The 15,166-nt window shown below is 71.9% G+C and carries 17 protein-coding genes and 1 riboswitch; of the genes, 3 read left to right on the forward strand and 14 right to left on the reverse strand.

The window, feature by feature from the left end:
* Positions 1-33 precede the first annotated feature (33 nt).
* Genes cobJ through ACPYIS_RS12510 form a run of 13 tightly spaced genes read right to left on the reverse strand, consistent with a single transcriptional unit; the run spans position 34 to position 12,418 of the window.
* On the reverse strand, positions 34-771 hold the full coding sequence (gene cobJ / locus ACPYIS_RS12450) for a precorrin-3B C(17)-methyltransferase (protein ID WP_068609311.1): 738 nt from the start codon (positions 769-771) through the stop codon (positions 34-36).
* On the reverse strand, positions 768-1,508 hold the full coding sequence (gene cobI, locus ACPYIS_RS12455; RefSeq protein ID WP_424894563.1) for a precorrin-2 C(20)-methyltransferase: 741 nt from the start codon (positions 1,506-1,508) through the stop codon (positions 768-770). Before cobI ends, cobJ begins: the two co-directional genes overlap by 4 nt.
* Entirely contained in the window at positions 1,508-2,152 is a 645-nt protein-coding gene (locus tag ACPYIS_RS12460; protein ID WP_424894562.1) for a precorrin-8X methylmutase, read from the reverse strand. The genes cobI and ACPYIS_RS12460 overlap by 1 nt, the downstream gene beginning before the upstream one ends.
* Entirely contained in the window at positions 2,149-3,384 is a 1,236-nt protein-coding gene (locus ACPYIS_RS12465; protein ID WP_425973649.1) for a precorrin-3B synthase, read from the reverse strand. The genes ACPYIS_RS12460 and ACPYIS_RS12465 overlap by 4 nt, the downstream gene beginning before the upstream one ends.
* Entirely contained in the window at positions 3,381-4,178 is a 798-nt protein-coding gene (gene cobA / locus ACPYIS_RS12470; RefSeq protein WP_425973650.1) for a uroporphyrinogen-III C-methyltransferase, read from the reverse strand. The genes ACPYIS_RS12465 and cobA overlap by 4 nt, the downstream gene beginning before the upstream one ends.
* Positions 4,168-4,845 (reverse strand): energy-coupling factor ABC transporter permease, encoded by a 678-nt coding sequence (locus ACPYIS_RS12475; RefSeq protein WP_068609300.1) that lies wholly within the window; start codon positions 4,843-4,845, stop codon positions 4,168-4,170. Before ACPYIS_RS12475 ends, cobA begins: the two co-directional genes overlap by 11 nt.
* Positions 4,820-5,734 (reverse strand): ABC transporter ATP-binding protein, encoded by a 915-nt coding sequence (locus ACPYIS_RS12480; RefSeq protein WP_424859014.1) that lies wholly within the window; start codon positions 5,732-5,734, stop codon positions 4,820-4,822. Before ACPYIS_RS12480 ends, ACPYIS_RS12475 begins: the two co-directional genes overlap by 26 nt.
* An 8-nt stretch (positions 5,735-5,742) precedes the next feature.
* On the reverse strand, positions 5,743-6,804 hold the full coding sequence (locus ACPYIS_RS12485; RefSeq protein WP_424859013.1) for an iron chelate uptake ABC transporter family permease subunit: 1,062 nt from the start codon (positions 6,802-6,804) through the stop codon (positions 5,743-5,745).
* Positions 6,801-7,739 carry an ABC transporter substrate-binding protein gene (locus ACPYIS_RS12490; RefSeq protein WP_424894560.1) on the reverse strand — a complete coding sequence of 313 codons (939 nt, stop codon included), beginning with the start codon at positions 7,737-7,739 and terminating at the stop codon, positions 6,801-6,803. Before ACPYIS_RS12490 ends, ACPYIS_RS12485 begins: the two co-directional genes overlap by 4 nt.
* Entirely contained in the window at positions 7,736-8,299 is a 564-nt protein-coding gene (locus ACPYIS_RS12495) for a bifunctional adenosylcobinamide kinase/adenosylcobinamide-phosphate guanylyltransferase (RefSeq protein WP_425973652.1), read from the reverse strand. Before ACPYIS_RS12495 ends, ACPYIS_RS12490 begins: the two co-directional genes overlap by 4 nt.
* A complete protein-coding gene (locus ACPYIS_RS12500; RefSeq protein WP_424859011.1) occupies positions 8,292-9,155 on the reverse strand; it encodes a cobalamin-binding protein in 864 nt (287 codons plus the stop codon). The genes ACPYIS_RS12495 and ACPYIS_RS12500 overlap by 8 nt, the downstream gene beginning before the upstream one ends.
* Complete coding sequence (locus ACPYIS_RS12505; protein ID WP_424894558.1) at positions 9,152-10,543, reverse strand: cobyrinate a,c-diamide synthase; 1,392 nt, start codon at positions 10,541-10,543, stop codon at positions 9,152-9,154. The genes ACPYIS_RS12500 and ACPYIS_RS12505 overlap by 4 nt, the downstream gene beginning before the upstream one ends.
* A gap of 9 nt (positions 10,544-10,552) precedes the next feature.
* A complete protein-coding gene (locus ACPYIS_RS12510; protein WP_425973653.1) occupies positions 10,553-12,418 on the reverse strand; it encodes a TonB-dependent receptor domain-containing protein in 1,866 nt (621 codons plus the stop codon).
* A gap of 78 nt (positions 12,419-12,496) precedes the next feature.
* Positions 12,497-12,739, reverse strand: a riboswitch (cobalamin riboswitch).
* 37 nt (positions 12,740-12,776) lie between these two features.
* Between ACPYIS_RS12510 and ACPYIS_RS12515 the strand changes: the two genes are divergently transcribed.
* From ACPYIS_RS12515 to ACPYIS_RS12525, 3 genes are all read left to right on the forward strand, one after another.
* Positions 12,777-12,986 carry a DUF904 domain-containing protein gene (locus ACPYIS_RS12515; protein WP_424859008.1) on the forward strand — a complete coding sequence of 70 codons (210 nt, stop codon included), beginning with the start codon at positions 12,777-12,779 and terminating at the stop codon, positions 12,984-12,986.
* Positions 12,987-12,997: 11 nt separating this feature from the next.
* On the forward strand, positions 12,998-13,351 hold the full coding sequence (locus ACPYIS_RS12520; RefSeq protein WP_299020440.1) for a cell division protein ZapA: 354 nt from the start codon (positions 12,998-13,000) through the stop codon (positions 13,349-13,351).
* A gap of 318 nt (positions 13,352-13,669) precedes the next feature.
* Complete coding sequence (locus tag ACPYIS_RS12525) at positions 13,670-14,482, forward strand: sulfite exporter TauE/SafE family protein (RefSeq protein WP_424859007.1); 813 nt, start codon at positions 13,670-13,672, stop codon at positions 14,480-14,482.
* Here the strand turns inward: ACPYIS_RS12525 and rraA are convergent.
* Positions 14,461-14,967: a ribonuclease E activity regulator RraA gene (rraA, locus tag ACPYIS_RS12530; protein ID WP_424859006.1), complete on the reverse strand. Its 507-nt coding sequence runs from the start codon at positions 14,965-14,967 to the stop codon at positions 14,461-14,463. The two genes, ACPYIS_RS12525 and rraA, sit on opposite strands and share 22 nt — an antisense overlap.
* Between the last annotated feature and the right edge of the window lie 199 nt (positions 14,968-15,166).

Raw genomic sequence — 15,166 nt, forward strand, 5'->3', positions numbered from 1 at the left:
GATGCGACGGCTGACGCCCCCGGCCCGGCGCCATCAGCCGCCCCTCCGCGGGGTGTAGATGTAGCGCCCCACCGTGCGCGTGGCGCGGTTGCCAACGATGACCAGCGTGCGCATGTCGGCCATGTCCGGCTGCACGTGCGCCAGCGGCAGGTGCCGAATCGATTCCTGTGGTGTGAAGACCGCGCGCGCCAACCCCACCCAGCGCTGCGGCTCGCAGTGCTGGCGCAGCACCGCCAAGGCGCGGGCAAAACCTTCAGGCCGGCCGCGCGAACGCGGATTGTAGAGGGCCAGCACCAGGTCGGCTTGCACCGCCAGCACGAGCCGCCGCTCGATCACCGACCACGGCTTGAGGTTGTCGCTCAGGTTGATGGCGCAAAAGTCATGCCCGAGTGGCGCGCCCAGCCTGGCAGCTGCCGCCAGCATCGCCGTCACCCCGGGCAGCACGCGCACATCCAGCTGCTGCCAAGCCGGCTCAGACTCCATGACTTCGAACACAGCCGCAGCCATGGCAAACACCCCCGGATCGCCAGAGGAGACGATCACCGCCCGCCGCCCCGCCTGCGCGAGCCGCAACCCGTGGCGCGCGCGTTCGAGCTCCTCGCGGTTGTCGCTGGCGTGATACGCTTGATCCGCACGCCGCGGCACACGCGCCAAGTAAGGGCCATACCCCAGCACGTCGGTGGCTTCCTGCAACGCCTGCTGCACCTGAGGGGTGACCAGCGCCGCATCCCCCGGCCCGAGGCCAGCCACGCACAGCCAACCGCCGCTCATCCTTCCACCTCCGGCCGGCGGCCCTGACCCGGCACCAGCACCAGGGCGAAATAGGGGCAAGACGCTTGCTCATCCACGCTGGCCAGCGGCTGCACCTGCTGCCCGTTCATCGTGCCTTCCTGCACCAGCCAAGCTCGTGCCAGCAGACCCGCGCGCTGCAGCGCCCGCCGCACCCGCCCGAGATGCCGGCCCACTTTCATCACCACCAGCGCGTCGGCCTGCTGCATGTGCCGCACCAAATCATCCTCGGGCAGCGTGCCCATCAGGATGGTCAACATGTCATCGCCCCAGGTCATCGGCTGGCCGCAGACCGACCAGCAACCGACCATGCCCGGCAACCCCGGCACCACCTCCACCGGCACGCGGCCACGGCGGCGCAATCTTTCATACAAATGCATGAACGAGCCGTAGAAAAACGGATCCCCCTCGCACAACACCACCACGTCGTCCTGCGCGGCCAACGCTTCCAATCGCTCGACCCATTGGTCATAAAACCGGGCCAGCAAATCGATGTAGGCCGGGCTGTCAAACGGCAGCTCGGTGGTGACGGGATACTCCATCGCGTGCTCCACCACCTGCGGCGCGAGCCAGGCTTGCGCGATGCGTCGCGCACGGCCGGGGCGGCCACGCTTGCGAAAGTAGGCCACCTGACGCGCCTGGGCGAGCCAACGCTGGGCGCGCACCGTCACCAAATGCGGGTCGCCCGGCCCCAAACCGACGCCGACGATTCGTCCCATCAACGCTCCTCCTCGCTGGCCAGTGCGTTGAGCGCTGCCGCCACGATGGCCGAGCCGCCCAGCCGCCCGTGCACCGTCAGCGCCGGCGCGGGCGGCTGCGCCATCAACGCCGCTTTGGACTCCGCCGCCCCGACGAACCCCACCGGACAGCCCAAAATGGCCGCTGGGCGCGGGCAGGCGGGCTCGCGCAGCATTTCCAGCAGGCGGAACAAGGCCGTCGGCGCATTGCCAATCGCCACCACCGCGCCAGCCAGATGGGGCCGCCACAGCTCCAGCGCCGCTGCGCTGAGCGTGGTGCCCAGCCGCTGCGCCAGGGCACCGACCTGCGGGTCGTGCAGCGTGCACAGCACCAGGTTGTCGGCGGGCAGACGCCGGCGCGTGATGCCGGAGGCCACCATCTGCGCGTCGCACAGAATCGGCGCACCGCGGCGCAGCGCGGCGCGCGCCGCCGGCACCAGATCGGGCGTGAAAGCCACGTCCCTGGCCAGCTCCACCAGGCCGCAGGCGTGGATCATGCGCACCACCACGGGCTCTTGCTGGGCATCGAAGCGCCCCAGGTCGGCCTCGGCACGGATGATGGCAAACGAGCGGCGGTAGATCGCCGCACCATCGCGTTCGTAATCGTCAAACAGCTCTTGTGTCATCGTACAAGCCACCCTTCTGCCTGCCCATGACCGACATGCCGCCCGGCGCTTCGGCGCACCGCGTCGATAAGCGGCGCAAGTGCACCCCAGTGCGCATCGGCCGCGGCATCGGCCCGCCCCCATCCGATCCAATCCCAGCCGTCGGGACGCACGCGTACCGTGGGCGCTGGATAGGGATGCGCGCAACCTTTGGCGCAACCGCTGACGTGTAACCAGCCCTCGTTTGGCAAGTACGCGGCCAACAGCCCGGCCAACGGCAGCGTGCCACCCGAAGCCTGCACGCAGCCGGGGGCGCCGACGCAAGCGGCCACGCGCAGACGCGGGTCTGTCGCATCGGTGATCCACGCTTCGTCCGGCGGGGCCAGGGCGTGGCGTTCCAGCAACACGGCGCGCCACGGCGTCAGCCGCAACGGTGCCAGCTGCGCCAGCCGCGCCCACGCCGCGGCGCTGAGTCGCCCAAACGGCGCAGCCACCCAGGCCATACCCGGCGGCAGCGTGGCCCACCAAGGCTCAAGCGCTTGTGAGTTGGCATTGATCGGGGCTGGAGACAGAGGCTCACTCGCGGGCCGGCGCCGCTGCGCCATCCAAGCGGCCATGCGACGCGGAGCACCAGGACCCTGAGCGCGCTGGGCAAACCATGTCGCCAGCGCCATGGCTTCCTCGGCCGCACGCTCCAGCGGCACCGCCATGCCATACGGGCTGCCGTCGGGTCGCACGAGCGCCCAGCCGTCTTGCGACACCTCGATGCGCACGTCGGCGCTGGCCTTGCGCAGATAGGGGCGCTGACCCAGATCGACGGCAAAGCCGAACTTGGCTGGTAGCTGCGGCGCCTCGGGCTGGCGCAGCCGCTGCAGCAGCTGCCGCGCCACCCGGTGCGTGGCATCGCCTGGTTGCCAGCACGGCTGCACCAACACATTGCGCCGCGCCTCCTGCGTGGCGTCCTGGTCCAGCAGGCCCAGCGCCCGCAGGCCGCGCAACAGTGCGGCGTGCTGCTCCGGCTGCACCCCGCGCCACTGCAAATGAGCGCGCTGGGTCAATTCGATGACATCGAGCCGCTGCGCCTGCATCAGGGCCGCCAACCCCTCGGCCTGCCGCCGCGACAACCGCCCCAGCGGCACGCGGATGCGCAGGATCCAGCCGTCGCCCGACGGCATCGGCCGCCAGGCTCCCGGGCACCAGCCACGGCGCAGCGCCTCTGGAGTTCGGCCAGTTGCGAGCGTGCTCGTGCTCATCGCCCCGACGCCTCCACGGTTGCCGCCACGTCCGTCTGCTCCGCCTGATAGTGGGGGCTCAACGCCACCGTCGGGCCGATGATCAACAGCCCGGGCCGCGGCCCATAGGGCGGGGCTTGGCTGGCCAACACCTGCAGCGGACGGGCCAACACGGTTTGGGTCGGGCGCGTGCCATCCAGCACCAGCGCGGCTGGCGTATCCGGCGCCAGTCCATGCGCCATGAGGCGCTCGGCGATGCACGCCAGCCGCGCCACGCCCATGTAAAACACCAAGGTCTGGCCGGGGCGGACCAACGCCGCCCAATCGTAGGCGCCGTCGCCGCGGTCTGCGTGCCCGGGCAAGAAGACGCACTGGCTGGCCAGTTCCCGTTGCGTCAGCGGGATGCCAGCGGCGGCGCCGCAGCCCTGCGCGGCGCTGACCCCAGGCACGACCTCAAACGGCACCGCCGCGGCGCACAGCGCCTGCATCTCCTCGCCGCCGCGGCCAAAGATGAAGGGATCGCCGCCTTTGAGCCGCACCACGCGCCGTCCGGCGCGGGCGTGCGCCACCATCAGCGCGTGGATGTCGGCCTGCGGCAGCGTATGCCGACCGCGCGCTTTGCCGACGTCGTAGCGCAGCGCCCGCGCCGGGATTTCGGCCAGGATGTCGGCGCCGATCAGGCGGTCGTGGATGACCACTTCGGCGCGACGCAGCCGATCCAGGGCGCGCAGGGTGAGCAAATCCAACGGCCCAGGGCCGGCGCCGACGATCGACACCCACCCCGGCGCCATCGGCACCGCAGCCTCAAGCAGCATGGTAGAGCCGGCGCTGCACCGCCACGCTGCGCTTCAGCGCGTGCAGAGCTTTGGCTGCCGCCAGCACCGCCAGGTCGATCAGCGGCTCCGCCACGATCACCGCCACATACGCCGCGCCAAACGCGCCGATGTTGGCCAGGTTGTCCGCCTCGAGGCCATGACCATACAGCGCCCAGAACGCCACCCAAGCCACGATGCCGCCCTGATAGGCCACGGACAGCTTGAGCGCCTGCGCGTAGCGCAGATCGACGTAGGCCACCTGCTGCGGGATGACCCGCTGCGCCAGCGCCGCGGTGGCATACAGCGGCACCAACAGCGTGGTGACGTTCATCCCGTATTGCGGCAAATCCGCCGGCGCAAAAAACAGCCCTTGAATCAGCAGCCCGCCGGCCAGCCCCAAGGCAGCTGGCGCCACCCCGAACAGCAGCAGCAACGTGGTGCCCAGGATCAGGTGCACCTCCGAGACGCCGACCGGATGGCGCGGCAGCACCTCGAAAAAGCAAAACACCAGGGCGGTGGTCAACAGCGAGCGCAGCAGCAAAGCCTGCGCCCCCTCCTGTCGCAGCATGTCCCAAGCCAGCTTGCCAGCCCAAGCCACCGCAGCGGTGCCGGTGGCGTAACCGAGTAACGCTTTGCTGCCTTCAACAACTCCGGGTTCGATGTGCATGACAGACCTCCTCACAGATGAATGCGCCCGGGCGGGCGCGGGGGGCCGAGGCGACCTCACCGCCTTCGGCAAAAACGGGCTCCTTGGGCAGCACCACCCAACGCGCCGACACGCCATCCGCGCCGGCGGCGCCGGCGTCCAGCGGCCGCACCGCGATGCGCTGCCCGAACACCTGCTCCAGCGCGCGGTGCGTGGCCGGATCGTCCGCCGGCCCTTGATGGCGCACGCGGCCGGCGTCCAGGATCAGCAGCTCGTCGGCGTGCAGCGCCATGTTGAGCTCATGCAACACGGTCACCACCGTCTGCCCCTGGCGCGTGAGCGCGCGCACCAGCGCCAGCCAGTCGGCCTGGTGCGGCGGATCCAGGTGCGCCAGCGGCTCGTCCATCAGCAGGATCGGCGCCTGCACCGCCAGCAGCCGCGCCAGCAGCACGCGCTGGCGCTGCCCGCCGGAAAGCTGCGCCAAGGGCCGCGCGCGCCAGTCCCACGCCTGCGTCTGGCGCAGCGCCTGCTCCACCGCCGCGCGGTCGGCCGCGCTCGCGGCGGCCAGCCACGGCTGGTGCGGCAGGCGGCCCAGCATCGCCACGTCCCAGGCGGTCAGGTCGTCGCCGCCCGGCTCGGCCTGCCCGAGCCACGCCACCGTGCGGGCGCGCGCCCGGCGCGGCCAGTCCTGCAGCGCCCGCCCCAGCAGCTCGACGCGCCCACCGTGCAGCGGCAGCAGGCCCGCCAGCGCCTTCAGCAGCGTGGACTTGCCGGCGCCGTTGGGGCCCACGAGGCAGGTCCAGCGCCCGCGCGGCAGCGCCGCCGTCACGCCGTGCAACACGGGGTGGCGGCCCAGCCGGACGCTGACCCCCTGCGCAGCCAGCGCCACGGGGTGGGATGGATTGACCACGTCGCCCCTCATGCCCCCTGCCCCCGCAGCCGCCCGCGGTGCATCAGCCACAGCAGGTAGCCGCCGCCCAGCACCGCGGTCAGCACGCCCACCGGCAGCTCCTGCGGCGCCAGCCATCCACGCGCCAGCGTGTCGGCCGCCAGCAGCAGCGCGCCGCCCATCGCGGCGGCCAGCGCCATCAGCCAGCCGTGCGTCGTCGGCACCAGCGCGCGCACCAGGTGCGGCGCCGCGAGTCCCACGAAGGCGATCAGCCCGGTCTGCGCCACGGCGCTGGCGGTGGCCAGCGCCAGCACCGCCACCAGCGCCAGACGCAGCGTCGCCAGCGGCATGCCGAGGCTCGCGGCGGTGGCCTCGCCGAGCGCCAGCGCGTCCAGTGCGCGCGCCAGCAGCGTCGCCGCCGCGGTGCACAGCGCGGCGGCCGCCAGCATCAGCCCCGCCGAGGGCCAGCCGACGAACGCCGTGGAGCCGAGCAGAAACGCCTGCATCGCCTGCAGCGCATCCGGCGCCAGCAGCAGCACGGCCTGCGTGCCGGCCCCCAGCACCACGCCGACCACCACCCCCGCCAGCAGCAGCCGCAGCGTGTGCTGCACGCCGCGCGCCAGCGCCAGCGTCAGCAGCACCGCCGCCAGCGCCCCGACGAACGCCGCCCCGGTCAGGCCCAGCCGCACCCACAGGCTCGACGACAGCACGCTCCAGCCAGGGGCGCCCGCCCCTCCAAGCATGCCGGCCGAACCGCCCAAGGCCACCAAGGCGAGTGCCACTGCCAGCGACGCCCCCGCCGCGCTGCCGAGCAGGAACGGGTCGGCCAGCGGGTTGCGGAACAGCCCCTGCGCCACCGCGCCCGCCACCCCGAGCAGCGCCCCGGCGGCCCAGGCGCCCAGCGCGCGCGGCAGCCGAATCTCCCACACGATCTGCGCGGCCAGCGCCGCCTGCCCCTCGTTCGGCGGCGATGCGAGCAACGTCCACACCGGCTCCAGCCCCTGGCTGCCGACGCTGACCGCCAGCGCCAGCAGCCCCGCCGCCGCCGCGAGCAGCGCGAGCAACACCCCGGCGGCGCGGCGCGCGTTCACGGGCGTCCTCCCGCCGCAGAGGTCGCGCCTGCCGCCGGGCGCGCCGGGGCGGCGGCGCGCGCCAGGCAATCGGCCATCAGCCGCGCCGCCTCGGCCATGCGCGGCCCCGGGCGCACCAGCACGTCCGACTGCGCGGCGTCGAACGCACACACCCGCCCCTGCCGCACCGCGCGCAGACGAGCCCAGCCGGGCCGCTGCGCCAGCGCCTCGGCGGCGCGGCTGCTGACCAGGATCACGTCCGGGTCGGCGCGCACGACGAACTCCGGGTTCAGCTTCGGAAAGGGGCCCAGCGCTGCCGGCACCACGTTGCGCGCGCCGAGCCGCTGCAGCGTCTGGCCGATGAAGGAGGCCTCCCCCGCCGCGTAGGGCCCGGGGCTGACCTCCATATAGACGCGCAGCCCGCGCGCCGCTGGCGGCAGCGACTGCGCCGCCGCCGACACCCCCGCGTCGATCGCGCGCCAGACGCGTGCCGCATCCGGCACCTCGAGTAACGCCCCCAGCGTCAGCAGCACGCGCTGCACGTCCTGGTGCGTGCGCGGCTCCAGCGCCACCACCTTGAGGCCCAGCGCGCGCAGCCGCTCGATCGCGCGCGAGGAGGTGGCCAGCAGCACCACGTCGGGCCGCAGCGCCACGATCGCCTCGATGTTCGGATCCAGCCCGCCGCCGACGCGCGGTACGCCCGCGAGCGCCGGCGGCCAGTTGGTGTAGCGATCCACCCCCACCAGCCGATCGCAGCGGCCGAGCTCGCACACCGCCTCCGACAGCGACGGCAGCAGGCTGACGATGCGCTGCGGCGGCTGCGCCAGCCGCACCTCCACGCCGTGGTCGTCGGTGATGCGCACCTCGGCGCGCGCGGGCCAGCCGGCCAGCAGCGCGGCGGCCAGCCCCAGCGCCCCCGCCCATCCGAGCCGCGCAAGCCGCCTGAACCCCATCATCCCGACCCCTTCACAGTGAGCGGGCAGCCCGCCACCATCAGCGTGACGCGCTCGCAGCAGGCCGCCACGCGCTGGTTGAGCCTGCCCAGTGCATCGACGAAGGCGCGCGCCTCGCTGCCCAGCGGGATGACGCCCAGGCCGATCTCGTTGCCGACCAGCACCACCGGGCCGCTGACGGCCTGCAGCGCCTGCTCCAGCGCCTGCATCGGCGGCTCCAGCGTCTCCAGCTCCACCGCCGCCGCCCGCCCCGGCGGCCACGCCAGCTGCGTCAGCCACAGCGTCAGGCAATCCACCACCACCAGCGCCTGCGGCGAGCTCTGGCGCTCCAACGCCTGCGGCAGTTCCGCGCCGGTCACCTCCAGCGTCTCCAGCCCCGGCACGCGCGCGGCGCGCTCGCGCCGGTGGCGCTCGATGCGCGCGCGCATCTCGGCGTCGCGCGGCTGGGCGGTGGCCAGCAGCACCGCGCGGTGGCGCGCATCCGCCGCCAGCCACTGCGCCGCGCGGCCTTCGGCCCAGCGCGACTTGCCGCTCTTCTGCCCGCCCAGCACCAGCTCACGCATCGCGGGCCTCCCTTGGGGGCTCGCCGGGAGCCGCACGGCCCGCCCCGTCCATCCAGGCCAGGATCAGGCGGTGCAGCTGCGCCACGCCGTCCGTCAGCGCCGCCGGGCCGGGCTGCAGGATGTCGGCGCTCTTGATCTCGTGCAGCTGGCCGTCGCGCACCGCCGGCACGTCCTGCCAGCCGGGGCGCGCGGCCACGCGCTCGGGCCGGAACTTCTTGCCGCACCACGAGCCGATGATGAGGTCGGGGGCGCGACGTACCACCTCCTGCGGATCCGGCAGCACCCGGTCCTTGCCGAGCGGCTCGCGCGCGCGCTCCAGGAAGATGTCCTGCCCGCCGGCCAGCTCGATCAGCTCCGACACCCAGCGGATCCCGGTAATCGGCGGGTCGTCCCACTCCTCGAAGTACACCCGCGGGCGCCGTGCGCCCTGCCGCAAGCGCTCCCGCACCGCGGCGCGCATCGCGGCGTGCTGCGCCCGCATCGCCTCCAAGAGCCGCTCACCCTGCTGCGCGCAGCCGACCAGCGCCGCCACCTGCCACAGCATCGCAAAGATCTCCTCGACGCTGCGCTGGTTGAACACCGTCACCGCCACGCCCGCGCGGATCAGCGCCGCGGCGATGTCGGCCTGCAGGTCGGAAAAGCCGAACACGTGATCCGGCCGCAGCGCCAGGATCTTGTCGATCTTGGCGTTCAGGAAGGCGCTGACGCGCGGCTTTTCCTGCCGCGCCTGCGGCGGGCGCACCGTGTAGCCGCTGATGCCGACGATGCGGTGCTGCTGCCCGAGCAGGTAGAGCCACTCGGTGGTCTCCTCCGTCAGGCAGACGATGCGCTGCGGGCCGAAGTCGGGCCGGGTCATGCGGCGGTCTCCTGCACCATCACCGAGGCTGGCCCCTCCTGCGGCACGGGCAGAAACAATTGCGCCGCCGCCTGCGGAGCCGAAGCAAACCAGGCGTGAAAGTAACTCGCCCGGACCGGCCCGTGGCGCCAGATGGCCTCAGGCCGGCCATGCGCCCGCGCCGGGGTGGTGTGCGCCGCGGGCGCAAGGGCAGTCTGCGTCTCCGAGTAGTGAAAGGTATGCCCGCGCAGCTCGCCCCAGGGTGTCGCCCACGCATGCGGCCCCAGCGCCACGAGCCGCGCGCGCATGACGGCCTCGCCCGGCAGCAGCCCCCACATCGGCACGCGCCGCCCGTCGGCCAGGGTCAGGCCCTCCAGCAGCGCCAGCATGCCGCCGCACTCCGCCCACACCGGGCGGCCCGCCTGCACGTGGCGCTGCACGCTGGCGCGCGTGCGGCCCGCGGCAGCCAGCGTGTCGGCGTGCAGCTCGGGGTAGCCACCCGGCAGCCACAGCGCATCGGCGTCGGGCAGCGGCTCGTCCGCCAGCGGCGAAAAGAACACCACCTCCGCCCCCAGCGCCTGCAGCGTCTCCACGTTGGCGGGGTAGATGAAGCTGAACGCCGCATCGCGCGCCACCGCGACGCGGCGCCCGGCCAGCCACGGCTCCACCACGGGCAGTTCGGCCGGCACCTCCAGCGCCACCGCCCAGCGCTGCCATTCGGACCCATCGAGCTGGCCCAACGACGTGCCCTCCAGCGCATCGGCCAAGCGATCCAGCCGGACCAGCGCATCGGGCAGCTCACCAGTCTGCGTCAGGCCGAGGTGGCGCTGCGGCAGGGCAAAACCTTCGTCACGCGGCAGCGCTCCCCACCAGGGGCCGTCGCCGTCGCGCAGCGCCGCTTGCAGCATCTGCGCGTGCCCCGTGCCGGCGACGCGGTTGGCCAGCACCCCTGCCCACGGCAGCCCCGGCCGGTAGTGGCGCAGCCCGTGCACCAGAGCGCCGAAGGTGCCCGCCATCGCTCCGGCGTCCACCACCGCCAGCACCGGGATGCCCAGTCGCTGCGCCAGTTCGGCGGCGCTGGGCTCGCCGTCGTAGAGGCCCATCACCCCCTCGATCAGGATCAGGTCGGCCTGCTGCGCCGCGCGCGCCAGCCGCGCGCGCACATCGGCCTCGCCGTTCATCCAGAGGTCGAGGTTGTCCACCGGGTGGCCACTGGCGAGTTCGAGCCAGTGCGGATCCAGAAAATCCGGCCCACACTTGAACACCCGCACGCGCCGCCCCTGCCGCACGTGCCAGCGCGCCAGCGCCGCCGTGACGCTGGTCTTGCCCTGACCGGAGGCCGGGGCCGCGATCAGCAGCGCGGGGCAGCGCATGGCGGCAGCGTTTACAGCGGCGGTCACCGGGGCCATGACCCGGCCTCAGCGTGGGGCCCAGGTCAGGCCGACGAACACCGTGCGGCCCGCCGTGGCATAGCCCAGCACCGATTCGTAGGCGCGATCGGTCGCGTTGTCGATGCGCGCGAGCAAGCGCCAGTCGCGCCCCAGCGGCCGCTCGGCCGTCAGGTTGAGCAGGGTGTACCCAGGCAGCCGCTGGGTGTTGGCCGCGTTGTTGTAGCGCTCGCCCACGTATTGCACCTCGCCACCCAGGCGCCAGCCGGCCAGCGCGGTGTCGGCCGTCAGGGTCGCCTGCGACCGCGCGCGGCGCGCCAGCCACTTGTCCGTCAACGCATTCTTGGGTCGCATCACGTCCCACGAGCCGCCCAGGTTGACCGCACCGACCCGGGTGCCGCCGCTGAACGTCACCCCCGTGATGCGGGCCCGCCCGACATTGCCGTAGCAGCCGGGATACGTCCCGGCCCCGTTGATGCAGGGCCCCGGCCCACTGACGTAGTCGATCAGGTCGCGCACGCGGTTGCGGTAGACCACCACGGCCAGGCGGTCCGTGCCGGATTGCCAGTGCACACCGGCCTCGACGTTGTGCGCGGTCTCGGCCTTCAGGTCCGGCGTGCCGTAGATGCTGAAGCGCTGAAACAGCGTCGGCACCCGGAACGCCGTACCCGCCGACGCCGTCAGGCGCAGCGTGCGGCTGACGTCATAGCCATAGGCCAGCAGCCCGGTGGACTGGCCGCCGAATTCGCTGTCGTCGTCGTGGCGCGCATTGACCTGCAGGTTGTGCGGCCCCGACCGCCAGCCGTAACCCACGGCCAGGGCGTTCTGGTGGCGGTCGGTGCGGGCCGGCGTGGTGCTGCGGTTTTGCAGCGCATCCTCGCGCCGCTCCAGATCGACCGTCATCAGGCCCTGGCCCAGCCGCACTTCGTTGCGCAGCAGCGCGGTGGTCACGCGCGTCTCGGTCAGGTACGGCGACGGCGTCGTCTCGTAGCGGTCGGTGCCGCGGGTCAGACTGGCGCGGGTGGACCAGACATCGCTCCACTGCGCCGTCCAGTGCAGCCCGGCCGTGCGCAGGCGGTGCAGGCTCTGGTCGTCCAGCCCGGGCGTGAATCCGTCGTAATCGGCGCGCTGACGGCTGTCCAGCAGCGTCACGTCCAGTTTCTGCCCGGGGGCCACCTGCCAGCCAATGCGGCCGGACAGGTTTTCGTTGCGGTAGCCGTCGCGGTCCGGGTTGCCCAGCGGGCGGACATTGAAGCCGTCGCTGCGCTCGGTCCCCACGCCCACCGCATAGTCCACGCCCTCGGCGCCACCGCGCAGCGACACCCCGAGCGTGCGCGTGTCCTGACTGCCCAGCCCCACCCGCACCGAGGGGAAGAACCCGGCCTCGCCCTGCCGCGTGAAGATCTGCACGACCCCGGCCAACGCATCCGAGCCATAGATGGCCGCAGCCGGGCCGCGCAGCACCTCGATCCGGTCCACCTGCGACAGCGGGATCGCATTCCAGGTGGCCCCGCCGGTGGATTGCGAATCGATGCGCACCCCGTCGATGAACACCGCGGTGAAACGGCCCTCGGCGCCGCGCAGGTAGACGTTTGTCGTCGTGGCCGGTCCGCCGTTGCGGCTGATGGTGACACCCGGCACCCGCGCCAGGACATCGGCCAGCGCGGCGGCGCCGCTGCGCTCGATCGTGTCGCGGTCGATCACCGTCACATCGGCGATCACGTCGGTGATGGGCTGCTGCGAGCGGGTGGCACTAACCACCACCGCCCCCAGGGACGGGCCGGCCCCAGCCGGGGTGTCATCGGCCGCATGGGCCAGGGGTACACACAACAAGGCACCCACCGGCAGGGCAGGTACGAGCGCAGCCGCGGCGGCGCGCGCGAGAGGCGTTTTCATGAAAGCACGAACCAAACGAACGTGTCCTCACCGCCTTCCCCGACGGTGCGTGGACGTCACGATCCGCCCGACTGCGTCGAGCCGATCACCGCGTTGGCCGGTATCCGGGCTGGTGGAAGCAACCTTCGCGGGCCTTCCCAGATGCCAGGCATCCAGTGACCGACGGGCGAAAGCGGGATACGTGCGCGACACGCACCCGTCCACTTACCGTTGCGGGGGCAGCGCTGGTTAGGACCCCGCCGCAGGCCGGCAGTCCCCCCAGCTTCCCGTTTAACTGCGGCACGAGAACCATGCCGCGAGCACCAACTTGCAACGATTGTAGTGCGAAGGCTTACGCCAACCCTACAATTCGTGGGTCATGACACCCGCGATCATCGAAGAACTGGCCCAGCGCCTCGACCGCTTGCTGCTGCGGTACGAGGAGCTGCGGCGCACGCAGGCCCTGCTGCAGCAAGAGGTACGGCGCTTGACGCTGGAGCGCGACCAGTTGCACGCCCAGTGCGCAGCGGCTCGCCAGCGACTCGATGCGCTGATCGCACGCCTGGGCTCCGCAGAGGACGCGCCATGAACAAACCCTCCATCAAACAGGTCGAGGTCCAAATCATGAGCCAGACCTACCTGCTGGCCTGCCCGGTGGACGGTGAAGAGGCGCTGCGCGAGGCGGTGGCCAAGGTGGACGCGGCGATGTGCCGCATCCGCGACGCCGGCAAGGTCAAGGCGCGGGACCGTATCGCGGTGCTGGCGGCGCTCAACATCGCCTTCGACGCCGCCCATCGGGATCCGGCACTGGCGTTTCGGAACTCGTCGTTCGGCGCGCCCGATGGTGCGGACGGCGGCGACAGCGCAGCGTTGCCCGCAGGAACCGAAGAGGCACTGCGGACCATGGTGGCGCGCATCGATGCGGCGCTGTCCGACGACGACCGGCTGCTGTGATTCTCGGCGCGGCCAGCCACCGCGTCAGGTGCTCCCGACACCCCAACCGAGGCGTACAATACGAAACGTCTGCCATCCGCCGGGCTTTATATTCCTTGAACCAATGCTCTTAGAGCCCGGGCTTGGTACATTGCGCAGTGGGCGTGATCGTCTCGCGTCAGACGAACCCGAAGCTGCGCTGCCCTCGCCCACCTGAACCCCCGCGTTCAGGATGCCGGCCTGGCGGCTTGGCAGACACCCTCGCTGATTTCCCCTCACGCCACACCTTGACGGCGGTGCTGCCACCCCCGGCGGTGCTGGCGGCGCCCTCCCCTCGAAATGCTGGAACCGTTGTTGATCGCCGAGCTCGTCGCCCTGGGGCTGGTGACGGGTTTTTTGGCAGGACTGTTGGGCATTGGCGGCGGCATGTTGATGGTGCCGTTTCTCACCTTCATCCTGCACCATCGGGGCGTGGCCACCGATCTGGCGGTGAAAATGGCGATTGCGACGTCGATGGCGACCATCGTCTTCACGTCGCTCTCCAGCGTGCGCGCGCACCACCGACGCGGGGCCGTGCGCTGGGATCTGGTGGTCCGGCTGGCACCCGGCATCGTCCTTGGCGCTGCGCTGGCCGGCGCCGGTGTGTTCCGCGTATTGCAGGGCCGCTGGTTGGCGCTGCTGTTCGCCGGGTTCGTCGCGTTTTCGGCCACGCAAATGCTGCGCGCGCACCCGCCAAGCCCTGGTCGCGGGCTACCCGGCCCGGCGGGGCAGCTCGCCGCGGGCGGCGCCATCGGCTTTCTGTCCGGCTTGGTGGGCGCGGGGGGTGGCTTCATCAGTGTGCCGTTCATGACGTGGTGCAACGTGGCCATGCACCAGGCCGTGGCCACCAGTGCGGCCTTGGGCTTTCCCATCGCGCTGGCCAATGGCGTCGGCTACGTCTGGTCGGGGTGGAACGTGGCCGGGCGCCCGCCAGGCTCGCTGGGCTACATCTATCTGCCAGCCTTGGCTGTGATTGCAAGTGCAAGTGTGCTGATGGCCCCCATGGGCGTGCGCGTGGCGCACGCGCTGCCGGTGCGCACGCTCAAACGCGCCTTTGCTTTCATGCTGTACGCGCTGGCGGCGGCGATGGCCTACCGCGCGTGGAGCGGTTGAGGCGCGACCACCACACCATCCTCATCGGCATAGAGCCACTCACCGGGCCGAATCATCACCCCTTGCACCAACACGGGACCATCACGCTGGCCCTGCCCGCGCTTGTCAGTGGGCAATGGGTGTGCGGCCAACGCGCGAATGCCCACCGCGCAAGCGGCCAGCTCGGCCACGTCGCGCACACAGCCGTCGACGACGATGCCCGCCCAGCCGTTGCGCGCCGCCGCTGCTGCCAAATTGCCGCCGACAAGGGCCCGCCGCAGCGACGCCCCGCCATCGACCACCAGCACGCGGCCTTGGCCGGGCTCATCGAGCGCGGCTTTGACCAGGCTGTTGTCCTCGTGGCATTTGACGGTGCTCACCGGCCCGGCGAAGCGCACGACACCGCCGAAATCCCGAAACACGGGCGGTAGCACCCGGAACTCACCGCTGCTGTCCCCCTTGTGGGCATCACACAGATCGCAGGTGGAAAAGGCGATCGAGGTCATCACATCTCCCGAAACATGCCGCATCACAACCCTGCCGATCATAGACGAGGTCACCCAGGCGTCTGCGCCACGCAACGCCCGCGGCGCCATGCCCCCGGGAAAACCCACCCTCCGGACTGAAACGCACGCGCCACACTGGAAAAACCCCCTCTTTGGGGTTACGATGCGATCATCCACGGGGTGCCCGCTGCACTTCGTG

The organism is Tepidimonas sp. HKU78 (genome assembly GCF_049860815.1).
Taxonomy (GTDB): domain Bacteria; phylum Pseudomonadota; class Gammaproteobacteria; order Burkholderiales; family Burkholderiaceae_C; genus Tepidimonas.

Bases quoted from the DNA above. Each gene is read 5' to 3' on its own strand.
- cobJ (WP_068609311.1), bottom strand. From the start codon at position 771: ATGAGCGGCGGTTGGCTGTGCGTGGCTGGCCTCGGGCCGGGGGATGCG.
- cobI (WP_424894563.1), bottom strand. From the start codon at position 1,508: ATGGGACGAATCGTCGGCGTCGGTTTGGGGCCGGGCGACCCGCATTTG.
- ACPYIS_RS12460 (WP_424894562.1), bottom strand. From the start codon at position 2,152: ATGACACAAGAGCTGTTTGACGATTACGAACGCGATGGTGCGGCGATC.
- ACPYIS_RS12465 (WP_425973649.1), bottom strand. From the start codon at position 3,384: ATGAGCACGAGCACGCTCGCAACTGGCCGAACTCCAGAGGCGCTGCGC.
- cobA (WP_425973650.1), bottom strand. From the start codon at position 4,178: ATGCTGCTTGAGGCTGCGGTGCCGATGGCGCCGGGGTGGGTGTCGATC.
- ACPYIS_RS12475 (WP_068609300.1), bottom strand. From the start codon at position 4,845: ATGCACATCGAACCCGGAGTTGTTGAAGGCAGCAAAGCGTTACTCGGT.
- ACPYIS_RS12490 (WP_424894560.1), bottom strand. From the start codon at position 7,739: ATGATGGGGTTCAGGCGGCTTGCGCGGCTCGGATGGGCGGGGGCGCTG.
- ACPYIS_RS12495 (WP_425973652.1), bottom strand. From the start codon at position 8,299: ATGCGTGAGCTGGTGCTGGGCGGGCAGAAGAGCGGCAAGTCGCGCTGG.
- ACPYIS_RS12500 (WP_424859011.1), bottom strand. From the start codon at position 9,155: ATGACCCGGCCCGACTTCGGCCCGCAGCGCATCGTCTGCCTGACGGAG.
- ACPYIS_RS12505 (WP_424894558.1), bottom strand. From the start codon at position 10,543: ATGGCCCCGGTGACCGCCGCTGTAAACGCTGCCGCCATGCGCTGCCCC.
- ACPYIS_RS12510 (WP_425973653.1), bottom strand. From the start codon at position 12,418: ATGAAAACGCCTCTCGCGCGCGCCGCCGCGGCTGCGCTCGTACCTGCC.
- ACPYIS_RS12515 (WP_424859008.1), top strand. From the start codon at position 12,777: ATGACACCCGCGATCATCGAAGAACTGGCCCAGCGCCTCGACCGCTTG.
- ACPYIS_RS12525 (WP_424859007.1), top strand. From the start codon at position 13,670: ATGCTGGAACCGTTGTTGATCGCCGAGCTCGTCGCCCTGGGGCTGGTG.
- rraA (WP_424859006.1), bottom strand. From the start codon at position 14,967: ATGACCTCGATCGCCTTTTCCACCTGCGATCTGTGTGATGCCCACAAG.